At 63.5% G+C, this 22584-nt stretch carries 15 protein-coding genes and 1 pseudogene; 5 read left to right on the top strand and 11 right to left on the bottom strand.

Going from position 1 to position 22584, the window contains the following annotated elements:
* Positions 1-13: 13 nt before the first annotated feature.
* Together NKL06_RS14715 and gyrB are read left to right on the top strand one after the other, a co-directional pair.
* Positions 14-2644: a caspase family protein gene (locus NKL06_RS14715; RefSeq protein ID WP_023683525.1), complete on the top strand. Its 2631-nt coding sequence runs from the start codon at positions 14-16 to the stop codon at positions 2642-2644.
* Positions 2645-2789: 145 nt separating this feature from the next.
* Positions 2790-5261, top strand: coding sequence for a DNA topoisomerase (ATP-hydrolyzing) subunit B (gyrB, locus tag NKL06_RS14710; RefSeq protein WP_023671333.1), 2472 nt, complete (start codon positions 2790-2792; stop codon positions 5259-5261).
* 36 nt (positions 5262-5297) lie between these two features.
* Here gyrB and NKL06_RS14705 read toward each other — a convergent pair whose 3' ends face one another.
* Positions 5298-6743, bottom strand: coding sequence for a hypothetical protein (locus tag NKL06_RS14705; RefSeq protein WP_023703663.1), 1446 nt, complete (start codon positions 6741-6743; stop codon positions 5298-5300).
* 331 nt (positions 6744-7074) lie between these two features.
* Between NKL06_RS14705 and NKL06_RS14700 the strand changes: the two genes are divergently transcribed.
* A complete protein-coding gene (locus NKL06_RS14700) occupies positions 7075-7992 on the top strand; it encodes a membrane protein (protein WP_023693145.1) in 918 nt (305 codons plus the stop codon).
* Positions 7993-8083: 91 nt separating this feature from the next.
* Here NKL06_RS14700 and NKL06_RS14695 read toward each other — a convergent pair whose 3' ends face one another.
* The 8 genes from NKL06_RS14695 to NKL06_RS14660 all read right to left on the bottom strand — a co-directional run bounded on the left by NKL06_RS14695 (position 8084) and on the right by NKL06_RS14660 (position 18797).
* A complete protein-coding gene (locus tag NKL06_RS14695) occupies positions 8084-9481 on the bottom strand; it encodes an NAD(P)(+) transhydrogenase (Re/Si-specific) subunit beta (RefSeq protein ID WP_023671337.1) in 1398 nt (465 codons plus the stop codon).
* Between the two features lie 6 nt (positions 9482-9487).
* Positions 9488-9913 carry a proton-translocating transhydrogenase family protein gene (locus NKL06_RS14690; protein ID WP_032885960.1) on the bottom strand — a complete coding sequence of 142 codons (426 nt, stop codon included), beginning with the start codon at positions 9911-9913 and terminating at the stop codon, positions 9488-9490.
* Entirely contained in the window at positions 9913-11190 is a 1278-nt protein-coding gene (locus NKL06_RS14685; protein ID WP_023671339.1) for a Re/Si-specific NAD(P)(+) transhydrogenase subunit alpha, read from the bottom strand. The genes NKL06_RS14690 and NKL06_RS14685 overlap by 1 nt, the downstream gene beginning before the upstream one ends.
* 101 nt (positions 11191-11291) lie before the next feature.
* Positions 11292-11516 (bottom strand): aa3-type cytochrome c oxidase subunit IV, encoded by a 225-nt coding sequence (locus NKL06_RS14680; protein ID WP_023671340.1) that lies wholly within the window; start codon positions 11514-11516, stop codon positions 11292-11294.
* 166 nt (positions 11517-11682) lie between these two features.
* The gene (locus NKL06_RS14675) at positions 11683-11832 is read right to left on the bottom strand and encodes a DUF3096 domain-containing protein (protein WP_023671341.1); all 150 of its coding nucleotides are present in this window, start codon (positions 11830-11832) and stop codon (positions 11683-11685) included.
* A 104-nt stretch (positions 11833-11936) separates the two neighbouring features.
* Complete coding sequence (locus tag NKL06_RS14670; protein ID WP_023671342.1) at positions 11937-12704, bottom strand: N-acyl amino acid synthase FeeM domain-containing protein; 768 nt, start codon at positions 12702-12704, stop codon at positions 11937-11939.
* A gap of 167 nt (positions 12705-12871) precedes the next feature.
* Positions 12872-15214: a putative bifunctional diguanylate cyclase/phosphodiesterase gene (locus NKL06_RS14665; protein WP_031205657.1), complete on the bottom strand. Its 2343-nt coding sequence runs from the start codon at positions 15212-15214 to the stop codon at positions 12872-12874.
* Positions 15215-15326: 112 nt separating this feature from the next.
* Positions 15327-18797, bottom strand: a complete 3471-nt coding sequence (locus NKL06_RS14660; RefSeq protein WP_023693146.1) for an indolepyruvate ferredoxin oxidoreductase family protein — start codon at positions 18795-18797, stop codon at positions 15327-15329.
* Positions 18798-18995: 198 nt separating this feature from the next.
* On the opposite strand from NKL06_RS14660, the pseudogene NKL06_RS14655 reads away from it, so the two are divergent.
* Positions 18996-20191 (top strand): annotated as a pseudogene (locus tag NKL06_RS14655) (IS256 family transposase).
* Between the two features lie 173 nt (positions 20192-20364).
* Here NKL06_RS14655 and NKL06_RS14650 read toward each other — a convergent pair.
* A complete protein-coding gene (locus tag NKL06_RS14650) occupies positions 20365-20895 on the bottom strand; it encodes a hypothetical protein (RefSeq protein WP_023694704.1) in 531 nt (176 codons plus the stop codon).
* The gene (locus NKL06_RS14645; RefSeq protein WP_023694705.1) at positions 20888-21496 is read right to left on the bottom strand and encodes a CGNR zinc finger domain-containing protein; all 609 of its coding nucleotides are present in this window, start codon (positions 21494-21496) and stop codon (positions 20888-20890) included. The genes NKL06_RS14650 and NKL06_RS14645 overlap by 8 nt, the downstream gene beginning before the upstream one ends.
* A gap of 89 nt (positions 21497-21585) precedes the next feature.
* Here NKL06_RS14645 and NKL06_RS14640 point away from each other — a divergent pair, with 89 nt between their 5' ends.
* Positions 21586-22491, top strand: coding sequence for a branched-chain amino acid ABC transporter permease (locus NKL06_RS14640; protein ID WP_023808226.1), 906 nt, complete (start codon positions 21586-21588; stop codon positions 22489-22491).
* Positions 22492-22584: the final 93 nt, after the last annotated feature.

The raw sequence follows: 22584 nt of genomic DNA, 5'->3' as shown, positions 1-22584 counted from the left end.
GGGGCGGTTCGATTTGCGCCTGTTGTTTGCCTTGCTGTTGATGCTTGCGACCACCGCCACAGCGGTGGCGGAGCGGCGCGTGGCGTTGGTCATTGCCGAGGACGACTACCGGCTGGTGCGGCCGCTGGCCAATCCTGTCAATGACGGCGAGGTGATGGAAGTGGCGCTGAAGAAGCTCGGCTTCGAGGTCGTGGTCGAGACCAATCGTGATCTCAGGCGCATGCGCCGGGCTCTCGACGATTTTCGCGAGGACGCCATGGGCGCCGACGTGGCGCTGGTGTATTTCTCCGGCCATGGCGTCGAAATCTCCGGCGACAACCGTCTTCTGCCGGTCGATGCCGATGCCTCCTCGCTCGACCAGCTGGAGAAGACCAGCCTGCCGTTGGAGGAAGTGCGCGATGCGGTTGCCGCCACGGCGAAGGTCGGGCTGATCGTGCTCGACGCCTGCCGCAGCGATCCGTTCACAGGCGGCAACGGCGACGGGCGTGGCGCCACATCGCTGATCAAGGACCTGGTGGACAAGATCAAGCCGGGCCTCGGACGCGTCGGCAAGGCGGAAAACATCCTGTTCGCCTTTTCGGCGGCGCCCGGCGAGACGGCTGCCGACGGTACCGGTGCGAATTCGCCCTTTACAGCGGCGCTGATCAAATACCTCGGCACCGACGGGCTCGAAATCCGCTCGGTGCTGACGCTGGTGCAGCAGGAGGTCTACGACCTTTCGCGCGGAAAACAGCTGCCCTACGTCGAGAGCGGGCTGCCGAAGCTGTTCTTCGCCTCGGCGGCCAAGGAACAACTGCCGGAGCGCGAGCGGCTGTTGCTTGCCATGGCCGATGTGACGCCGGAAATGCGCGGCGCGGTCGAACGGGTCGCCAGCGATGCCGACATGCCGCTGGCGCCGCTCTATGGCGCGCTGATCAGTTCCGACACCAGCCATCTCTCCGGCGAAAGCCTGGACGCCAAGCTGCGCGAGGCGGCCGACGCCTTCGTCAAGGTGCGCGGCGAGATGAAGACGCTGGCCGCCGACGACCCGCAGGTGACCGAACTGCGCCGCCAGGCCGAGGAACAGTTGGCGCTCGGCGCTTTCGATGGTGCACGCGTGATCCTCGCCAAGGCCGCCGACGTCGACAATGTCTCGCGCCAGGCGTTGAAGGCCAATTTCGTCAGCCGCACCCTGTCCGAAGCCGCGACGCGATTTCTCTCGGGCGGCGCGGCGCGTGCCACCCTGGACTATGCAACCGCCATCAAGGACTATGAAACGGTGCTGGCGCTCTATGGCGAAGCCGGGCAGACCTCGCTCAGCCTGGAACAGGCCGACCGCCAAAGCCGCACGCTGGAAGAGCTCGGCATCCTCTACACAACGGTCGGCAACACCGACGCCGCCGGCCGCGCCTTTGCGGCGCTGGTCGCCAATCTTGAGCAGCGAGCGCGCCAGGAAACCGATCCGAGCGTCAAGCGCGACCTCGCCATCGGCCATATCAAGTTCGCCAACATCAAGATGGCGCAAGGCGATCTGCCGGCCTCCCTGCAAAACTATGAGGCGGCCAGGGACATGTTGCAGGGCCTGACCACAGACGTGCCGGACAAGAAGGACTGGCTCGGCGATCTCGCCATGGCCAATGACAAGATCGGCAATGTGCTGGCCACGCAAGGCGACCTGGGTGCGGCAGCCCAGGCCTACCAGCAAAGCCTGTCCATCAAGCAGCAATTGGCCGATGCCGAGCCGAACAGCGTCTATCTGCTGCGCGACCTGACCATTACCTACGACGAAATCGGCGGTCTTGCCCGTACCGCCGGCCAGCTGGATGGCGCCCAGACTGCATTCGAAGAGAGCCTGAGAATTCGGCTGGCGCTGGCGCAGAACAACCCCGACGACCCCAGGCATCAGCGCGCCGTCTCCGTCAGCTACACCAGGATCGGCGACGTCCTGCGCGAGCGTGGCGACGCTGCGGGCGCGCTCGACGCCTACAACAAGAGCCAAATAATCGCCGAAGCGCTGGTGCGCCGCGACTCAAACGACACCGATTTGAAGCGCGACCTGTCGGTCGGTTACGCCAAGATCGGCAATGCTTACGGCGACCAGAAGGACTGGCCATTCGCGTTGGAGGCCTACCAGCAGGCGCTGGCCACGGCGCGAGACCTTGCCGCCAGCGACCCAGGCAACACCGATTGGCAGCGCGACCTGTCGGTCTGTCTGGAAAAAATTGCCGGCGTGTTTGATGCCCAGGGCGATATCGCCGGTGCTTTGCAGAACTACCAGGACAGTCTCGTCATTGCCGACCGGTTGGCAAATCTCGACCCGGGCAATTCCGACTGGCAGCGCGACCTGTCGATCACGTTCGAGGAAATAGGCCTGCTGGAGACCAAGCAGCGCCACTATGAGGGCTCGAAGAAGGCCTTCGAAGCCAGCCTGGCCATCCGCCAGCGGTTGGCCCTGTCCGATCCGGACAATGCGATCTGGCAATTCGATCTGGTACAGGCCTATATCAACTATGCCTATGTGGCGAAGAATCCGAAGGCTGTGTTGTCGCAGGCGCTAGACCTGACGCTGGAGCTTGACCGCACAGGCAAACTGGCGCCGAGGGACAAACCCACGATCAAATATCTGCGCCGTCTTCTGGCCAAATTGAAAGCCGCGAAAAAATAGCCGGCTGCCAGCTCGGGATTCAGCCCTGAAATGCCCGCAAACCTTGGAAAAACCGCCTTTTGCGCCTATATCTAGGACATCAAAGCGGCGTGATTCGAAGCCATTTTTTCGCGCTGAGCATGCGGCATCAATCAGACAGGTTTTCATGAGCGATCAAAGCGACAACGCCAACGGCGCTGAGGCCGAATACGGCGCCGATTCCATCAAGGTTTTGAAGGGGTTGGACGCTGTCCGCAAGCGGCCGGGCATGTATATCGGCGACACCGACGACGGCTCGGGCCTGCATCACATGGTCTATGAGGTGGTCGACAACGCCATCGACGAGGCGCTGGCCGGCCATGCCGATCTGGTCACGGTGACGCTCAATCCCGACGGTTCGGTCACCGTTATCGACAATGGCCGCGGGATTCCGACCGATATTCACACTGGCGAAGGCATTTCGGCGGCCGAAGTGATCATGACGCAGCTGCATGCCGGCGGCAAATTCGACCAGAATTCCTACAAGGTGTCTGGCGGCCTGCACGGCGTCGGCGTCTCGGTGGTCAACGCGTTGTCGGCCTGGCTGAAGCTGAAAATCCGCCGCAACGGCCAGATTTTCGAGATGAGCTTCACGCATGGCAATGCCGATGCGCCGCTCAAGGCGACCGGCAGCTATGAGCAGAACAAGCAGCCCGGCACCTATGAGGGCCGCAGCGGTTCCGAGATCACCTTCTTTCCGTCGTCCGAAACCTTCACCATGGTCGAGTTCGACTTCGGCACGCTGGAGCACCGGCTGCGCGAACTCGCCTTCCTGAATTCCGGCGTACGCATCATCTTGACCGATGCCCGCCATGCCGATCTCGTGCGCCACGAACTGCACTATGATGGCGGCCTGGAAGAGTTCGTCAAATATCTCGACCGGGTCAAGAAACCGCTGATCGACAAGCCGATCGCCATCAAGGCCGAGCGCGACGGCATTACCGTCGAAGTGGCGATGTGGTGGAACGACAGCTACCACGAGAACGTGCTGGCCTTCACCAACAACATCCCGCAGCGCGATGGCGGCACCCATCTGGCCGGCTTCCGTGGCGCGCTGACGCGCCAGATCACCGGCTATGGCGAATCGTCGGGCCTGACCAAGAAGGAAAAGGTGGCGCTGATCGGCGACGACTGCCGCGAAGGCCTGACGGCGGTGCTGTCGGTCAAGGTTCCCGACCCGAAATTCTCCTCCCAGACCAAGGACAAGCTGGTCTCGTCGGAAGTCCGCCCGGTGGTCGAAGGCCTGGTCAACGAGGCGCTTGGCACCTGGCTGGAAGAACACCCGACCGAGGGCAAGGTGGTCATCGACAAGGTGATCCAGGCGGCCGCGGCGCGCGAAGCCGCGCGCAAGGCCCGAGACATCACCCGCAAAAGCTCGCTCGGCGTCACCTCTCTGCCTGGCAAGCTTGCCGACTGCCAGGAACGCGACCCGGCGAAATCCGAAATCTTCATCGTCGAGGGTGACTCGGCCGGCGGCTCTGCCAAGGGCGGCCGTTCGCGCCAGAACCAGGCAATCCTGCCGTTGCGCGGCAAGATACTCAATGTCGAGCGGGCGCGCTTCGACCGCATGCTCGGCTCCGAGATGATCGGCACGCTGATCACCGCGCTCGGCACCTCGATCGGCAAGGACGAGTTCAACGCCGACAAATTGCGCTACCACAAGATCATCCTGATGACCGACGCCGACGTCGACGGCGCCCATATCAGGACCTTGCTGCTCACCTTCTTCTTCCGCCAGATGCCGGAGCTGATCGAGCGCGGCCATCTCTACATCGCCCAGCCGCCGCTCTACAAAGTGACGCGCGGAAAAAGCTCGCAATACATCAAGGACGAGAGCGCCTTCGAGGAGTTCCTGATCGGCTCCGGGCTGGAGGAGGCGTCGCTGACGCTTGCCTCCGGCGAGGCGCGGGCCGGACAGGATCTGCGCGGCTCGATCGATGATGCACTGGCCGTGCGCCAGCTCATCAACGGGCTGCACACGCGCTACAACAGGGGCGTGGTCGAACAGGCGGCGATCGCCGGCGCGCTCAACGCCGATGTGCTAAACGACCTCGGCCGCGCCAATGCCATGGCCGAACGCGTCGCCCAGCGCCTTGACATCATTGCCGAGGACACCGAGCGCGGCTGGACCGGCCGGCTGTCGACCTCCAATGAAGGCGTCGGCGGCTATGTGTTCGAACGCACGGTGCGCAGCGTCAAGGAATTCGCGCAGCTCGATGCCGGGCTGATAAATTCGGCCGACGCACGCCAGCTCGACCGCTATGCCCCGCGCCTCATGGAAGTCTATGGCGAGCCGCCGGTGCTGCGCCGCAAGGATGTCTCCGAAACCATTTCGGGGCCGCTGGCGCTGCTCAACGCGGTGTTTGCGACCGGCCGCAAGGGCCTGACCATGCAGCGCTACAAGGGCCTCGGCGAGATGAATGCCGAGCAGCTCTGGGAAACCACGCTCGACCCGAATGTGCGTTCGCTGCTGCAGGTCAAGGTCAATGACGCCACCGATGCGGATTCGCTGTTTTCGCGGCTGATGGGCGACGAGGTCGAACCGCGGCGCGAATTCATCCAGGACAACGCGCTGTCAGTTGCCAATCTGGACATTTGAGGGCTGGGGGCCTTGCCGCCGGAGCTCCACTCCGGGTCAGGCCTTTGGCTCCAGCTTCCGACCAAGGTCCACCGCGTCGCGCAGCACTTGCAGATGCGAGCGCGGCGCGGTGCCCGCCGGCAGGGCGATTTCGACGCCGTTTGCCGTCGATGACCAATAAAGCGTGTGGGTGAAGATACGGCCAAGTGAGCTGCGAAGCTCGATCTGGATGTTCTCCACACCGGGGCCGAAGTTTTCCGTCATCGGACCGGAAATCGGATCGCCTGTCGCCCAGCCATTGCCGCGGTCGTAGACGTTCGTCCAGCGCGTTGCCGCAAACACCGCGCCATGATGCACCGCGCGCTGCGCCTTGCCTTGGCTGTGTCCTTCCCGGTAAAGCACGGTGCCGCCGGGGCGCCCGTCATCGGCAATCGGCGGGCAAGCCGAGAACAGGCGCTCGGCAAGGCCACGCCTGAATTCCGCGAGATTGTAGGTCACCAGGAATTCGCTGTGGGAGAGCGGACTGCCAAGCGTGACGAAATCGCTGATCTTCCAGGGCAGCGGGTGGTCGGCGTCCTTGGTCCGAAGCTGCTGGTAGAGCGCCCATTGACCGCGCCGGAATCCGGCGAGGTCTTCAAGGTTCTTTGGCCACGCTGACCCATCAGAGCCGAGCGTTGCCTTGTCGACGGCCTCGACCGCCGCCAGTTTGGCCTTGTCGCGGACCGCTTCCAGCCTTCGCGGCCGGAACTCGGCCCACAGGATCTGCAGCAAATCATAGGCGATGATCGACCCAAGGCTGTGCGAGACCAGCACGATGCGGTCGTAAGCATCGTCCTTCATCAGCGTCTTGAGCAACGTCAGGCCTCTGTCGCGGATCAGCGCACGCTTCTCGATCGTCGCCGCCTCGGCGCGCACATAAGCGGCGACGTCACCGAAATAGGGCAGGGCGAACTGATCCACCGCCCAGATGACAAAAGAAGCGAGGGTGGTGATCATCAGGCCGGTCGTCAAGGTAACGGCCTGTTGCCAGACCGATGTTGCCAGCACGAGTGCTGCGCCCAGAATGACGATAACGATCAGAAGTGTGGCGACGTAAAGCTTGCGGGCGTCGAGCGGAATGTCGGCGGGCTTGCGCCACAACAGGTTCGTCACCCAGGCGGCCAGCCGGCCGCGCGTCGTGCCTTGCGTGATGTCGGCCCAATAAAGCTCGTAGAAATCGGTACGGCGGCCATCGACGTCGTAGGGCGTGGTGATGCGGCGCAGCTCGTGTGACTTGGTCCGGCTGTCGGGCGTGATCCAGCTCTGGTTGATCGTGGCGCCGGAAACGGCCGGATCGGGAATCTGGGCGTAGGGTGGAGCACGGGTGGGATCGCTGCTCCAGACCGCCTGGACGAATCCCCTCAGCGTACCCATCGGCCGCTGCTCGCCCATGCCGTGCACGATCACCACCGCCTGGCCGGGCTGCGCCTTTTTGTAAGCCAGCGATGCGACAGTCTTGGGCATCAGCGTCTCCGTTGACGACATCCGACGGCGGGATCGCTCATGCTACCCCCGGCTCACCGAGCCAACAATACACGGCAGCCCATGTGGAACTCCGTGAACCAATCCACAGTTTCGCAGTTGTGCCTCGGGCCGCGCGGAAAATAGTTCCGTTCCCGGCAAGCAAATCATTTCATTGCCCTTCGGAACGGAAATCGCTCAGGAACATTGTGACGACATCGATCAATTTCTCGCAGGGAGGCTCTTTATGGGACGCGGTATTTTGCTCTGGTTGCTCGGTATTCCGATCCCGATCATCATTCTCATCATGCTGTTCGTACGGTAGGAGGCGTCGATGCAGTCCACCGTATCGGCTGTCGACGTATCCGCCTCAACGGAATCCTCCGCCCCGGCCGTCAGCTGGGGTCCGATCATCGCCGGCGCCTTCGCGGCCTCGACGCTGACCTTCATCCTCATGCTGCTCGGTTCGGGGCTGGGGCTGACCATGGTCTCGCCGTGGTCCGGCGCCAGTGCCTCGCTGACCACCTTCGCGGTGTCCGGCGCCATCTGGCTCATCATCGTGCAATGGCTGTCCTCCGGGGTCGGTGGCTATCTTACCGGACGCCTGCGCACCAAATGGGTCGGCATCCACACCGACGAGGTCTATTTCCGTGACACCGCGCACGGCCTCCTCGCCTGGGCGCTGGCGACATTGCTGGTCGTCGGCATTCTCGGGTCGGCGCTGTCGGCAGTGCTTGGTTCAGGCGTGCAGGCGGCTTCTACTGTTGCCTCAGGCGCCGCCATGGGTGCTTCGGCCGGCGCGTCCGCCAATGCCGGCAGCGCACCGGCCGACAATGCAACGTCCTATCTCGTGGATACGCTGTTCCGTCCGGCTGATGCCGCCAGGCTCGCGGCGGCCAATCCGGACAGCGATGCGGCTGCGGCCGGGCAGGCTTCGCGCATCCTCATCGCCAGTGCGGCGGCAGGCGAAGTTTCGGCTGACGACAAGACCTATCTGTCGCAGCTGGTCGCCGCCCGCACCGGGCTTTCCGAGGCCGACGCCAAGGCGCGTGTCGACGCCCTGGTGGCCAGGGTCGAGGACGCCAAGGTCAAGGCAAAGCAGGCCGCCGACGCCGCGCGGAAAGGCAGCGCCACCTTCGCCCTGCTTGGCGCCCTGTCGCTGGTTATCGGCGCCTTCATCGCCAGCGCTGCGGCAGCCCTGGGCGGCAGGCAGCGCGACGACGAGGAAGCGGTTTTCCTGACCAGCCGCTGAACCGGTCTTCAACATCAAAAAGCCCGGTCGAACCGGGCTTTTTTGTTTCCGATGATGGACCGACAACCTTCCAGTGGAAGGTTGCGGCGGCTTAGTGATCCATGGCCTTGACGATTTCCTCGGTCATCTTCTTGGCGTCGCCGAGCAGCATCATGGTGCCGTCCTTGTAGAACAGCGTGTTGTCGATGCCGGCGTAGCCCGAGCCGAGCGAGCGCTTGACGAACAGGCAGGTGCGGGCCTTGTCGACGTCGAGGATCGGCATACCGTAGATCGGCGACGACTTGTCGTCGCGGGCGGACGGATTGGTGACGTCATTGGCGCCGATGACATAGGCGACATCGGCCTGCGCGAACTCGGAGTTGATGTCTTCCAGTTCGAACACTTCGTCATAGGGAACATTGGCTTCGGCGAGCAGCACGTTCATGTGGCCGGGCATGCGGCCGGCCACGGGGTGGATGGCGTATTTGACATCCACGCCATTGGCCTTGAGCTTGTCGGCCATTTCGCGCAGCGCGTGCTGGGCCTGGGCGACCGCCATGCCGTAGCCCGGCACGATGATGACCTTCTGTGCGTTCATCATCAGATAGGCAGCGTCGTCGGCCGAGCCCTGCTTGACCGTGCGTTCGATGCCGTCATCGGCAACCGCCGCGGTCTCGCCGCCGAAGCCGCCGAGGATGACCGAGATGAACGACCGGTTCATGCCCTTGCACATGATGTAGGACAGGATGGCGCCGGACGAGCCGACCAGCGCGCCGGTGATGATCAACGCCAGATTGCCAAGCGTGAAGCCGAGTGCCGCGGCGGCCCAGCCGGAATAGGAATTCAGCATCGAGACGACGACCGGCATGTCGGCGCCGCCGATCGGGATGATCAAGAGGACGCCGAGCGCCAGCGAAGCCGCGACGATCAGCCAGAACACCAGCTTGGCCTCGGTGGTGACCAGAAGCACGATCAGCACGATCAGCGCGATGCCGAGGACCGCGTTGATGATGTGACGGCCGCCGATCATGATCGGCTTGCCCGACATGCGGCCATCGAGCTTGAGGAAGGCGATGACGGAGCCGGTGAAGGTGATGGCGCCGATGGCAACGCCAAGGCTCATCTCGATCAACGCCTGGGCGTGGATGTCGCCATTCGTGCCGATGCCGAAACTTTCCGGCGCGTAGATGGCGGCTGCCGCTACCATGACGGCGGCAAGGCCGACCAGCGAGTGGAAGGCGGCGACCAGCTGCGGCATCGAAGTCATGGCGATGCGGCGCGCTGTAACGGCGCCGACGCCGCCGCCGATGGCCAGACCAAGCACGATCAGGCCGAAGCGCCCGGCGGACGGAGTCGCCAGCGCCAGCGTGGTGGCAATGGCAATGCCCATGCCGATCATGCCGTAGAGATTGCCTTGGCGGCTGGTGGTCGGATGCGACAGGCCGCGCAGCGCCATGATGAACAGGACGCCGGAGACCAGGTAGAGGAAGGACGCGAAGTTGGCGTTCATGGCTCTCTACCGGTCCTTCTTCTTGTACATGGCCAGCATGCGCTGGGTGACCAGGAAGCCGCCAAAGATGTTGACCGAGACCAGCATCAGCGCGACGAAGCCGAAGCCGGTGGCAATGCCGGAGGCCGAGATGCCGACGGCCAGCAGCGCGCCGACGACGATGACCGAGGAGATGGCGTTGGTGACCGCCATCAGCGGCGTGTGCAGCGCCGGCGTCACCGACCAGACGACGTAGTATCCGACGAATATCGCAAGTACGAAGATGGCGAAGCGGAAGACGAAGGGATCGATGGCGCCGCCGGACAGTGCGTGCGCGGCATCGCCCGCCGCATCGGCGCCACCGGGCGCGTTGGCCAGGTTCTGCACAGCCAGCCGGACGGCGGCACTTGCCTGGTCGAGCTGATCGAGGGCTTTCTGCAAGGTCTGATCCATCACGCGATCCCCTTCGGCTTGGCGGCGGACTTGCCGGCAGTGGCTTTGTCGGACGCCTTTTTCGGTGCAGCCTTCTTCGGCGTGGCATCAGCCACCATGGTCTCGGCCGGAATGGCCGCCGGTTCGATATGGGGCTGTTCCGCCGCCTTGGCGAAGGCCGGATGCACCACGCGGCCAGCGTCGGTCAGCATCGTCGCCTTAACCAGATCGTCTTCGCGGTTGATGGCGAGCGTCTTGCTGGTCTTGTCGACCAGCGTCTCGAGGAAGGCGAACAGGTTCCTGGCGTAGAGCAGCGAGGCCGATGCGGCGACGCGGCCGGGCACGTTGAGGTGGCCGACGATCTTAACGTTGTTGGCCGTCGTCACCACCTGACCCGCAACCGCGCCTTCGACATTGCCGCCGCGCTCGACGGCGAGGTCGACGATCACCGAACCCGGCTTCATCGAGGCGACCATCGCCGCCGACACCAGCTTCGGCGCCGGCCGGCCGGGGATCAGCGCCGTGGTGATGACGATGTCCTGCTTGGCGATGTGCTCAGCGGTGAGCGCTGCCTGCTTCGCCTGGTACTCCTTCGACATTTCCTTGGCGTAGCCGCCGGCGGTCTCGGCCGCCTTGAACTCCTCGTCCTCGACGGCGAGGAACTTTGCGCCAAGCGACGCCACCTGTTCCTTGGCGGCGGGACGAACGTCCGTGGCGGTGACGACAGCGCCGAGACGGCGCGCCGTGGCGATCGCCTGCAGGCCGGCAACGCCGACGCCCATGATGAAGATCTTCGCCGCCGGCACGGTGCCGGCCGCAGTCATCATCATCGGCAGCGCGCGGTCATACTCCGATGCGCCGTCAATCACGGCCTGGTAGCCGGCGAGATTGGCCTGCGACGACAGCACATCCATCGACTGGGCGCGGGTGATGCGCGGCATGAATTCCATCGAGAAGGCGGTGACCCCAGCCTCGGCAAGCGCCGCGACCGCGGCATCATTGCCGTAGGGATCCATGATGGCGATGACCGCCGCACCCGATTTGTAGCCCTTCAGCTCGGCGTCGGTCGGCCGGCGCACCTTCAGCACCACATCCGCCCGTCTCGCATCCGAAGCCTTGCCGATCGCGGCACCCGCCTTGGCGAACTCCTCATCGGGAATGCGCGACCTGGTGCCGGCGCCCGTCTCGACGGTGACGTCGAAGCCCAGCGCCGCCAGCCGCTTCACGGTATCGGGCGAGGCCGCGACACGAGGCTCGCTGGCATCGAGCTCGCGAGGGATGAAAACCGTCTGTCCCACCGCATGATCCTTTCGGCTGGAACCTGTTTGCGCAAGAGTGCGGCTTTGCGAAAGAGTGCGGCCGGATGTCCGGCTACGCCCTTGGCAAGGGTCTGAAGAGACTATCGGAGAATGAAGGCGCCGAGGGCGAGGATCAGCACGAACAGGATGGTCGCGGAGAAGAAGCCGCCTGCGAAGAAGCCGAAAGCCATGGCCAGGAGCAGGGCGCCGCAGAACAGCGAGCCGTATTTGGCCAGCGCCAGAAAGCCATGATAGGTGCGGTCATGTTCGGCATAGTCCATCTTCGCGCCCAGTTCGACAGGACCGGTCGGCGTGTGATCAGCCATAGGAATACCCCTTCGAAGACATCTTTGAGGCACATAGCGAAAAGCTGGACCAAGAGCAATGGCGCTATTGCCGCACGACCAGCGACAACAGCCTCAAAGAATGTTGAAAGCCGGCGGTATGGGCTCTTGTCGCCGGCCTAACGTCGAACGTTGAGGGTTTTGCGTTTCAACCGGCTAGATGCGGAAACAGCCCGAGCAGCCCAATGACGATCAGATAGAGCGCGACGATGTAGTTGAGCAGCCGCGGCATCACCAGGATCAGCACGCCGGCAATCAGCGAGATCAGCGGGGTCAGTGCTAGCTCGGGAATATGCATGTCGGTTCCTTTCTATGGCCGCGTCGGGGTCGTGACGTCCAGAACGCCGAAGCGGCCGGAAAGCTCCTCGCACCGGGCGCTAAAGTGCGCCGGCTTTGCCGACATTACGCTGCTTCGCGAAAATATTTAGCGGTGGGCAGGATGGTCAGCGGCGCGAGCTCGCCGGCCGGCGCCTTGGCAAACAGCATACGCCGCTCCAGCGCCGTCGACTGGAAGAAGGGAAAGCGCTCCAGCGTCGGGGCCATGTTCTGCTCGCAGATCGATTCATAGAAGAAGATCGGCATGGTGAAGGGCGGGTAGAGGCGCGGCTCGCCGACCTGCACCGATCCGAAGATGCGATGGTAGAAGGCCGTGTGCTCCTCGCGGATCATCGAAATGCAGCTGGTGGCGTTGAAGAAGGTGTTGGCGATAACCGCGAGCCGCAGCGTGACATAGGGCAGGGCGCGGTTGGCCGACGACATTTGCGGATCGATCGCCAACCGGCTCGGGTCGATGAAGGTTTCACCGCGCGCCAGCCGCAGCAGCAGCCGGTCGCCGAAAACGGTCATGATCGGCGCTTCGGGGGTCTCACGGGTCAAATGGTGGAGCCTGACGGTGCTGACCAGCTCGCCATCCATGAAGACGCCGAAACAGTAGCAATTGCGCACTTCGTCAAGGTGATCGACGAGCTTCTGTTCGGTAATGGTGTCAAGCAGGCCGTGTGTATGAAAGGCCTTGTAGCGCAGCCGGTAGACCGCTTCGAGATCCTCGCCGCTTTCGCAGCGCCGGTATTCGACACGCTCGAGGACGTCGAGGACGTTGCGGGCGAACAGGGAAGGCGGGCCAGATTTGACTGCCGCACCCGAAAGCACACCTGACTGATGCGTGTCCATTACTTCCCCTCGTACCGCCGCAGGAGAACAATACCGGACGACCGAAGGAACAAGAAGATGAAACTCTAATCGTCTGTGTTTACCGATCATTAACCTTAACAATCAGTTAACGTCTAGACAATACAACGCTTTTTAGACGGGCTTTTCAAGCGCAATTTAATGACGGGTCAGGGCGTGGCGAGTTTTGCCGCCGGCCGCAGCTCGGCGGCGAAAGGCCAGGTCACGTTGGACATGGTCTCTATGCCCGAGGCACTAAGTGCTGCGCCAAACAGGAAGCCCTGGACGAGGTCCGGCTTGACCGAATGCACCAGGATCTTCAGCTGTTCGAAGGTTTCCACACCTTCGATGGTGACGGTCAGCCCGAGCACGCGGGTCAGGTCGACGATGCCCTTCAACAAGTCGAGCGAACGCTTGTTCTGGGTCACGTCCATCAGGAACGAACGGTCGATCTTGATCTTGTCGAGCGGCAGCTTGTGGAGGTAGCTCAGGCTTGAATAGCCGGTGCCGAAATCGTCGAGCGCAATGCGCACGCCAAGCTGCTTCAGTTCCTCGATATACTGGCGCGTTAGCGATTTGTCGTCGAGCAGCGCGGTTTCGGTGACTTCGATCTCGAGGCGGCCGGCGGCGAGCCCCGAAGTGGCAAGCGCGTCGCGAACCTTCTGGACAACGTCGCGGTTGCGGAAATCCTTGGCCGAAAGGTTGACCGAGACGCTGGTCTGGCCCGGCCATTTGGCGCATTCGGCGCAGGCAGCCGCGAGCACAAAAGTGCTGATCTCGGAGATGATGCCCATTTCTTCGGCCAGCGGAATGAAGATGCTGGGCGAAACCGGCCCGAGATCGGGATGATCCCAGCGGCACAGGGCCTCGCAGCTGGCGATGCGCATGGTGTTCATCGCCACGATCGGCTGATAGACCACCCGCAGCGCCTTGCCTTCGACCGCCGTGCGCAGGTCGGCCTTCATCAGCTGGCGGTTGCGGAACGCCGCATCCATCGCTGCCTCGAACAGCCGCCAGTTGTTCTTGCCGAGTTCCTTGGCCTTGTAGAGCGCCAGATCGGCCTTGACGATCATGGCGTCGACATCGGTGTCGTCGACCCTGGACAGCACGGCGCCCGCGCTTGCCTGGATGCGCAGACCGTGGCCTGCGACGTCGACCTCGCCCTGCAGATCGGCAAAGATCTGGTCGAGCAGGCCCGTCAGATGGCTTTCATCCTCGACGCGGTCGAAGAAGATCATGAACTCGTCGCCGCCGAAACGGCTGACATTGACGCCTTGCCCGGCGACGGCCGCCAGCCGCTCGGCAACGGCATAGATAAGTCCGTCGCCGACCGGATGGCCGAGGGTGTCGTTGACGCTCTTGAAATCGTCGAGATCGAGCACCGCCAGGGCGCACAGGCGGTCGCGGCTGCCCGACGCCATGGCTTCACCGACCAGCTCATGGAAATACGCGCGGTTCGGCAGGCCGGTAAGGCTGTCATAGCGCGCCATGAAGCGGATTTTTTCCTCAGCCTCGACGCGGGCGGTGACGTCCTCGAAGGTGATGACACCGAGATCCTGATTGCCTTCGCGGGCCGAGAACTCATAGTGCTGGCCATTGGAGAAGGAGACCAGCACCTTGCGGTCGCGGCCCTCGCGCAAGGCGCGCGTCAGCTGCGCTTCGACATAACGACAGTCTTTCGGCGCCAGCATGCCTCCGGCGACGCCGCGCAGGAGCAGCGAATGGATCGACCGCCCGAGCAGTTGGTCAGGCGAGCGCAGCGACATCAGATGCGCGGCTTCGGCATTGCCGACCACGACCTTGCCGTCGGGGCCGAGCATGACCAGGCCATGCGACATGGTGTTGAGCGCGCGGTTGAAGCGCTCGGCGAGCCTGGCGGCCGTCTTGCGCTCCGAAATGGCGTTGAACAGCACGGTGCGGACGTGGCTGGCCATCCGGGTGATGATGAAGATGAACGGCACGATGTAGAGGCCGAGGATGAAATCGCCGAGATGTCCCTTGAGCATCAGCCCGACCGCGATCGGCAGCACGACCGTGAAGGCCTGCACCGCAACCATGGTCTTGGAGCCGTAATTGCGGCCGACAATGGTCACCGTCGAGCCCATTATGACGGCGATGGCGGCGCTTTCCCCGAAGACATCGGGAATGAGATAGATTGAGGTGAAGCAGAAAAGCCCCATGAAGAAAGCCTGGATGGTGCCGCCAACCAGGTAGTAGCGTTCCCACTTCTTGGCTTGTTCATAAGTTTCGAAACTGCCTATGCGCAGGCCTTTGCGGATGCCGTAGTAACGGTAAAGCCCCGCCGCAAGCATAAGCGCGGCCAATGCAAGATAGGCCGGATGCCCCGAGGTAAAATAAACCAGAATGCCGATGAGGCCATGGCAAAATGCGCCAATCAGCAGGATCCCGGGATCGTTGAACAACGATCGCACGAACCCAGCATAGACGTCCTCACCTATCTCTGCGGCTTTGTTTTCTTGCATGGCCTGCGGTGTCGCACGAACCGCAGTCATGTCACATTCGCCTTAAGAAAGGTTTAGAGATGCCGTTCCGACGCCTGGCGTCAAGTCGGCTCCATCGGCGTAAACCGCGAAAATTCGTGTTCAGGTAAACAAGGCGTATCGATCACTCGGCGGCCTGAAGTTCAGGCCGCGCCGGCGTGTTGGCCAGCCGCTCGACAAGCCTTGTGCGCTCGCCCGCCGCCTTTTCGGCGCTGGCCTGCCTCACATGGCCGTAGCCGCGAATGAGCGCCGGCACCGAGGCAAGGGCGATGGCGGCCTCGATCCTGCCTGGCGCAAGTGCCTTGGCGACAAGCTCCAGATCGGCCTCATAGCGGGCCAGAAGCTGCCGCTCGATGCGCCGCTCAGTGCTGTAGCCGAACACGTCGAAGGCCGTGCCGCGCAGGCCTTTCAGCGCCGCCAGCAGGCGAAATCCCTTCATCATCGACGGGCCGAAGCTCGATTTCCTCGGCTTGCCGTCATTGCCGCGCCTGCCCATGATCGGTGGCGCCAGATGAAATTCGAGTTTGTCGTAGCTCTGGAATTGTTTTGAGAGCTCCATAGCGAAGGAGCCGTCGGTGTAGAGCCGCGCCACCTCATATTCGTCCTTGATCGCCATCAGCTTGAACAGGTTTCTGGCGGCGGCCTCGGTCACCGCGGTCGAGCCAGGCACGGCCTTGGCCTCGGCAGCACGCAAAACCGCCAGCTTCTCGGCGTAGCGCCTGCCATAGGCGGCATTCTGATAGGCAGAGAGGAAAGCGACGCGGCGGGCGATGATATCGTCCAGCGTCTTGGCGATCTCAGTGGCCTTGCCCGGCTGGGCGACCAGGCCGCGCACAAACTCCGGCTGATGCGCGGCGCGCCGGCCCCAGCGGAAGGCGGCGATGTTCATCGCCACCGCCTCGCCGTTCAATTCGATTGCTTTTTCAACGGCTTGCGCCGACAGCGGCAGCCCGCCATGCTGGAAGGCGAAGCCGAGCATGAACATGTTGGCGCCGAGTGAATTGCCGAACAATTGGGTGGCGGTGCGCGTGGCGTCGAAGAAATGCGTCTTGTCTTCGCCGGCGGCAGCACGGATCGCCTTCTTCAGGCGCTCGATCGGCAGCGAGAAATCGGCCGAACGGGCGAATTCGCCGGGCATGATCTCGGCGGTGTTGGCGAGGAAGATGGTATGGCCTTCGCGCACTGCGGCCAGCACCTTCTTGGCGCCCGAGACGACGAGGTCGCAGCCGAGCACCAGGTCCGCCTTGCCGGCCGAAACGCGGATCGCGTGGATGTCGTCCGGAGTGCGGGCGATGCGGACATGGGTGAACACCGAGCCGCCCTTCTGGGCGAGGCCGGCCATGTCGATCATGCCGCAGCCCTTGTCCTCGAGATGGGCGGCCATGCCGAGCACAGCACCTATGGTGACGACGCCGGTGCCGCCGACGCCGTCGATGATCGCCGCCCAACCCTCGCTACCGAGCGGGAATTCGGCCGGCACCGGCACGCCGTCAAGCGGGTCGGAGCGGCCGGCAATGCCTTCGGCCTTCCTGATCTTGGCGCCGTGCACGGTGACGAAGGACGGGCAGAAGCCGTTGACGCAGGAGAAATCCTTGTTGCAGCTCGACTGGTCTATTCTGCGCTTGCGGCCGAACTCGGTCTCGACCGGCTGGATCGAGACGCAGTTCGATTGCACGCCGCAATCGCCGCAGCCCTCGCAGACCAGTTCGTTGATGAAGACCCGCTTGTCGGGATCCGGGAAGGTGCCGCGCTTGCGGCGGCGGCGCTTTTCGGCGGCGCAGGTCTGGTCGTAGAGCAGCACCGAGACGCCCTTGACGTCGCGCAGCTCGCGCTGGACGAGGTCGAGGTCGTCGCGGTGGTGGATGGTGGCGCCGGAGGGGAATTCGGCCTTCCCCGCATATTTCTCCGGCTCGTCGGTGACGATGGCGATGCGCTCGACGCCTTCGGCGCGCACCTGCCTGGCGATCATGTCGACAGTCAGGCCGCCCTCATGCGGCTGGCCGCCGGTCATGGCGACGGCGTCGTTGTAGAGGATCTTGTAGGTGATGTTGGCATCGGTCGACAGCGCGAAGCGGATCGCCAGCGTGCCGGAGTGATTGTAGGTCCCGTCGCCGAGATTCTGGAAGATGTGGCCGCGCTTGGAGAATGGCGCCTGGCCGACCCATTGTGCGCCCTCGCCGCCCATGGCGGTGAAGCCGACCGTGTTGCGGTCCATCCACAGCGCCATGAAATGGCAGCCGATACCGGCGGCGGCGATCGAGCCGTCCGGCACCTTGGTCGAGGAATTGTGCGGGCAGCCGGAGCAGAAGAACGGCGTGCGCGAACCGATATCGCTGGTGTCGGCAAGCATCGCCTGGAACTGGCGCAGCTTTGCCACCTTGGCAGTGATCTCTTCCGAAGGGCCGATTGTGCGCAGGATGCGCTCGCCCAGCGCAATGGCGATCTCGTTGGGGTCAAGCGCGCCCTTGGCCGGGAACAGCCAGTCGCCGCGCTCGTCCTTCTTGCCGACGATCGCCGGCTGGGTGGCGGTGCCGTAGAGGTTTTCGCGCAGCTGCACCTCGATCAGCGAGCGCTTCTCCTCGACGACGACAATGGTGTCGAGGCCGCGGGCGAATTCGGCGATATGCTGCAGGTCGAGCGGCCATGGGCAACCGACCTTGAACAGGCGGATGCCGATGCGGCCGGCGGCGGCCTCGTCGATGCCGATATCTTCCAGCGCCTGGCGGACATCGAGATAGCTCTTGCCGAGCGTGATGATACCGAGCTTCGGCGCGCGGCCGCCCGAATAGACGATGCGGTTCAGGCCGTTGGCATGGATGAAGGCGGATGCAGCGGCGCGCTTGTATTCATGCAGCCGCTCCTCCTGGCCGAGCATGTCGATCTCATCGCGGATGTTGAGGCCGCCGGGCGGCATATCGAACTCCGGCACGACGATGTTCAGGCGCTCGAGCGCGGCATCGACGGAGGCCGTGGATTCGATGTTGTCCTTGACGCATTTGATAGCCGCCCAGGTGCCGGCGAAGCGCGACATGGCAAAGCCGTAGAGGCCGTAGTCGATGATCTCCTGAACGCCGGCCGGGTTGAGGATCGGCACCATGGTGTCGACGAACAGGAATTCGGTGGCGTGCGCATTGGTCGATGATTCGGCCATATGGTCGTCGCCCATCAGCGCAAGCACGCCGCCATACTTCGACGATCCCGCGAGGTTGGCGTGGCGGAAAACGTCGCCGGAGCGGTCGACGCCCGGACCCTTGCCGTACCAGACCGAAAATACCCCGTCATGCTTGCCTTCGCCCAGCAATTCCGTCTGCTGAGAGCCCCAGCAGGCGGTGGCGGCAAGCTCCTCGTTGAGGCCGGGCTGGAAAACGATGTCGGCCTGCGCCAGCTGCTTTTTCGCCCGCCACAGCTGCATATCGAGGCCGCCGAGCGGCGAGCCGCGATAACCGGACACGAAGCCGGCCGTGTTGAGGCCGGCCCGGCGGTCGCGCTCGCGCTGCATCAAAAGCATGCGGATGACCGCCTGTGCGCCGGACAGGAAGATGCGCTCCTTACCGAGATCGAACTTGTCGTCGAGCGCGACGTCGTGCAGCGTCATCAGGCATTTCCTCGGCGGAGGCAGCACCGGGGGGCGCGCAGCCAACGTAGGAGTGAGATGGCGCAGTCTTTCTCCGCTTGCAAGGCAGGTCAAACGAAATCGGGTAGTGTGCTGAGAGTTCTGCAAATTCGCTGAGAGAGGGCGGTCATGGCAGGCTGGTGATGTTCAACGTCACCGATTCCTGGAAGGAACGCCACCATGACCAAGACAGAAGGTAAATCGACCAGCGCTGCCGTCAAAGACATTCTGCTTTCGAACCCGGAGGGGCTGCACGAAGTGATCCGTGCGGTAATGCAGGAGGTTCTCGAGGCCGAGATGGAGGAGGCGCTGGGTGCTTCGAAGGGCGAACGCACGCCTGAGCGCCTTGGGTATCGCTCGGGTTACTACGGCCGCACCCTGGTCACCCGGGTGGGCAAGCTTGAGCTGCGGGTTCCACAGGACCGGGCGGGTCACTTCTCCACCGAGCTGTTCGAGCGCTACCAGCGTTCGGAGCGGCCTTGGTGGCGACGCTTGCGGAGATGTATGTGCAGGGCGTGTCGACCCGCAAGGTCAAGGCGATCACGGAAGAGCTGTGCGGTCATGCGTTCTCGGCTTCGTCGATCTCGGCCATCAACAAGCGCTTGGACGAGAGCCTGAAGGCGTTTGCCGAACGACCGCTTCAGGAGCCATTCCCCTACCTCATTCTCGATGCCCGCTACGAGAAAGTGCGCGAAGCCGGCATCGTGATGAGCCAGGCGGTGCTGATCGCGGTCGGCATCGACTGGGACGGGCGCCGGCAGATCCTGGCCGTGGAGATGGCCAATCGCGAGAGCCGCTCGGCCTGGAAGGACTTCCTCGTCGGCCTCAAGGCGCGCGGCCTCAAGGGCGTCGAGTTGGTTGTGTCCGACGACCATGCCGGCCTGGTCGCGGCGATCGGCGAGGTGATCCCGGAAGCAGCATGGCAGCGCTGCTACGTCCACTTCCTCAGGAACGCGCTCGATCACCTGCCCAGGAAGCACGGCGACGATTGTCTGCAGGAACTGCGCTGGCTCTACGACCGGCGCGATCTCGCCGAGGCCAAGGCCGATCTCGCCGCGTGGCTGTCCAAATGGTCCGCCCGCTACCCGCGGCTGACCACCTGGGCGGAAGAAGCCATAGAACAGACGCTGACTTTCTTCCGGCTGCCGCGTCAGCATCACAAGCACCTCAAGTCCACCAACATGCTTGAACGGCTCAACGAGGAAATCCGCCGGCGCACCTATGTCGTGCGCATCTTCCCGAACGCCGAAAGCTGCCTGCGCCTGGTCAGGGCGCTGGCCGTCGAAACCAACGAAAACTGGATGGAGGCCAACCGCTATATCAACATGGATGATCTGCGCGAGCACAAGAAGCTCGCTCTACGCCAAGCCGCATGACCAGTTTCATGATCGCCCATTTTGCAGAACTTGACGCACACAACCCGAAATCGAAAGTGCCAGGCAAAGCGCAACGAACGATCCGCTGCCGTCGCGTATCCGGCACGAAATCGGTCCGCGGCGGTTGTCCGGCGACCGAAAATTTCCACGCAGTCGCGCCCGGCAAAGACGCGTCAGCCTTTCGAGCAATCCGGCTTCGGCTCACCCGGCAGCTTGCCGTCGGGATGGCCGGCAAGATCGGGATTGGCCGTATAGAGCTGGTCGACCACCAGCGGCCGGTCGGGAAGGATCGACTGGTCCTCGCTCGACATCAGCGTCGTGTCGATCTTCTGCAGGAACGTGCCGTCAGGACCCCTGATGCTGATGGAGATCGCATAGGGTTTGTCCTTGACGATGCAGGTGAGCGCCGGGCTCTCCAGGCTGACCTTGTCGAGCTTCGGCCAGACCTTCTGCTCGACTACCAGGGGAGGGCCGCCGGCCGGATTCTGGAAACTGGCGACCGCCACCTGGCCTTCGCCCATCGGCTGCAGGGGCCGCAGCGTCACGACATAGGTCGCCCGGGCTAGACGGTAGTTGAAGACGACGACCTTGCCGGAAACCTCGAACAGCTTGCCGTCGCCGCCGGTGTCGCGGCAGGCGCCAAGCGCAACGGCTGCAATGAGCGCAGCACCGACAAGGATTGAACGAAAAACAACCCTAAGCATTGTTGACCTCATGTGCCGCCGTGCGGCGGCGATAGTGACGGCTTGCTTTCTGGCGGTTGCCGCACACAGCCATATCGCACCAAAGGCGGCTGGAATTGCGGCTCCTGTCGAGAAACAGCCAGCTGCAATTGGGACAGATCCTGAGCCTGGCGACCGTGTCGTCGCGCAGCAGCGACAAGGCCGAAACCGCCAGCGCCGCCTCGAACGCGATCGGCGTCGATGGATCGCCGAACGGTCTACCCGGTGCGCCGATTTCGGCAGGGCTCCGATCGAGGCCGTTGGCGCAGGCCTTGAGAAAAGCGGCGAGGTCGCCGGCGGCAAGCGCACCTTTCGACACCGCGCCGCGAAACAGGCGGTCGGTCGTCTCGCGGATCGCCAGCACCACCGGCGCGATGCTGTCCGGCGAGGTCGCCTCTAGCGGTCTGCCGCCAAGCTCGGCACCGCGAAAGCCGGTTGCGGCGTTGGCGAAGCGCGCGATCTCGGCCGGATCGGCAAAACGGTCGAAAGTCTTTTCCGGATCGTTGCGCAACACCACGGTGTTGGCCGTATCGAGCGCAAGAATGCCGCCGGTGAAGCGATGTGGGCTCCAAGATACTGTCATATCAGAAATCTAACCGATAAATCGCGTTTGACAAGTTAGATTTTACGATGCAAACCTTGGCGCGGGCTCCGGCGCCCGGAAAGCTGTCTATGCTCTATTTCTTCCAGCAGGTGCTGAACGGGCTGCATTCCGGCGCGCTCTATGCGCTGCTTGCCTTCGGCTACGTGCTGACCAATGGCATCCTGCACCGGACCAATCTCGCCTATGGCGCGCTGTTCGCCTTTTGCGGCCAGACGATGATCCTGACCGTGGCCTTCGGCTATCAGGTATTGTGGCTGACCTTGCTGGCGGCAGTGGTGCTCGGCGTCGTCACGGCTTTCCTTTATGCCGCGCTGATCGGCCACGTGCTGTCGCGCAGCGTCTTCGAACCGCTGGCCGACCGCACGCCCAATGCCATTGTGGTGACGACGCTCGGCATCCTGCTGGTGCTGTCGGAAGCAAGCCGTATCGCCGCCGACACGCATGATTGGTGGCTGCCGCCGATGCTGGCGCAGCCCATCGTTTTTGCTCAGGATGCCGGCTTCCAGGCGACGCTGACGCTGATCCAGCTCATCGATTGCGCGGTGGTTCTGGCGGCAATCATGCTCGCCGCATGGGCGTTCGCCAGCTCAGGCTTCGGCCGCCGCTGGCGAGCCGTCTCCGACGATCCCAAAGCGGCTGCCATGTGCGGCGTGGACGTGCGCGCAGTGTTCCGGCATGCGGTGTTGTTTGGCGGTTTCTGCGCCGCGCTGGCCGGAATCATGGCCGCCCTTTACTACGGCAATGTCAGCTTCGGCTCGGGCCTCGTTTACGGGCTGAAAATCCTGTTCGTGACGGCGGTGGGCGGCTATCTCTCTCCGCCTCGGGCCGCGCTCGGTGCGGCCGCCTTCGGCATGGCGGAGTCGCTATGGGCCGGCTATTTCCCGGTCGAATGGCGCGATGGCTGGATGTATCTGTTCCTGGTCGCGGCACTTGTGCTGATCGGTCCTGGCCGCGACCAGCAGAAGATCGCCTGATCGCCGCATCCGCTGTCAGACTTTGGTTGCATGACGCAGCAGCCGGTCGGCACTTTATCCCCTGCCTCCCGTCACGACGGCGTTGATCGCGCC

Source organism: Mesorhizobium sp. C268A, from assembly GCF_040324475.1.
Taxonomy (GTDB): domain Bacteria; phylum Pseudomonadota; class Alphaproteobacteria; order Rhizobiales; family Rhizobiaceae; genus Mesorhizobium.
This window is presented reverse-complemented; position numbering and strand designations above follow the sequence as displayed.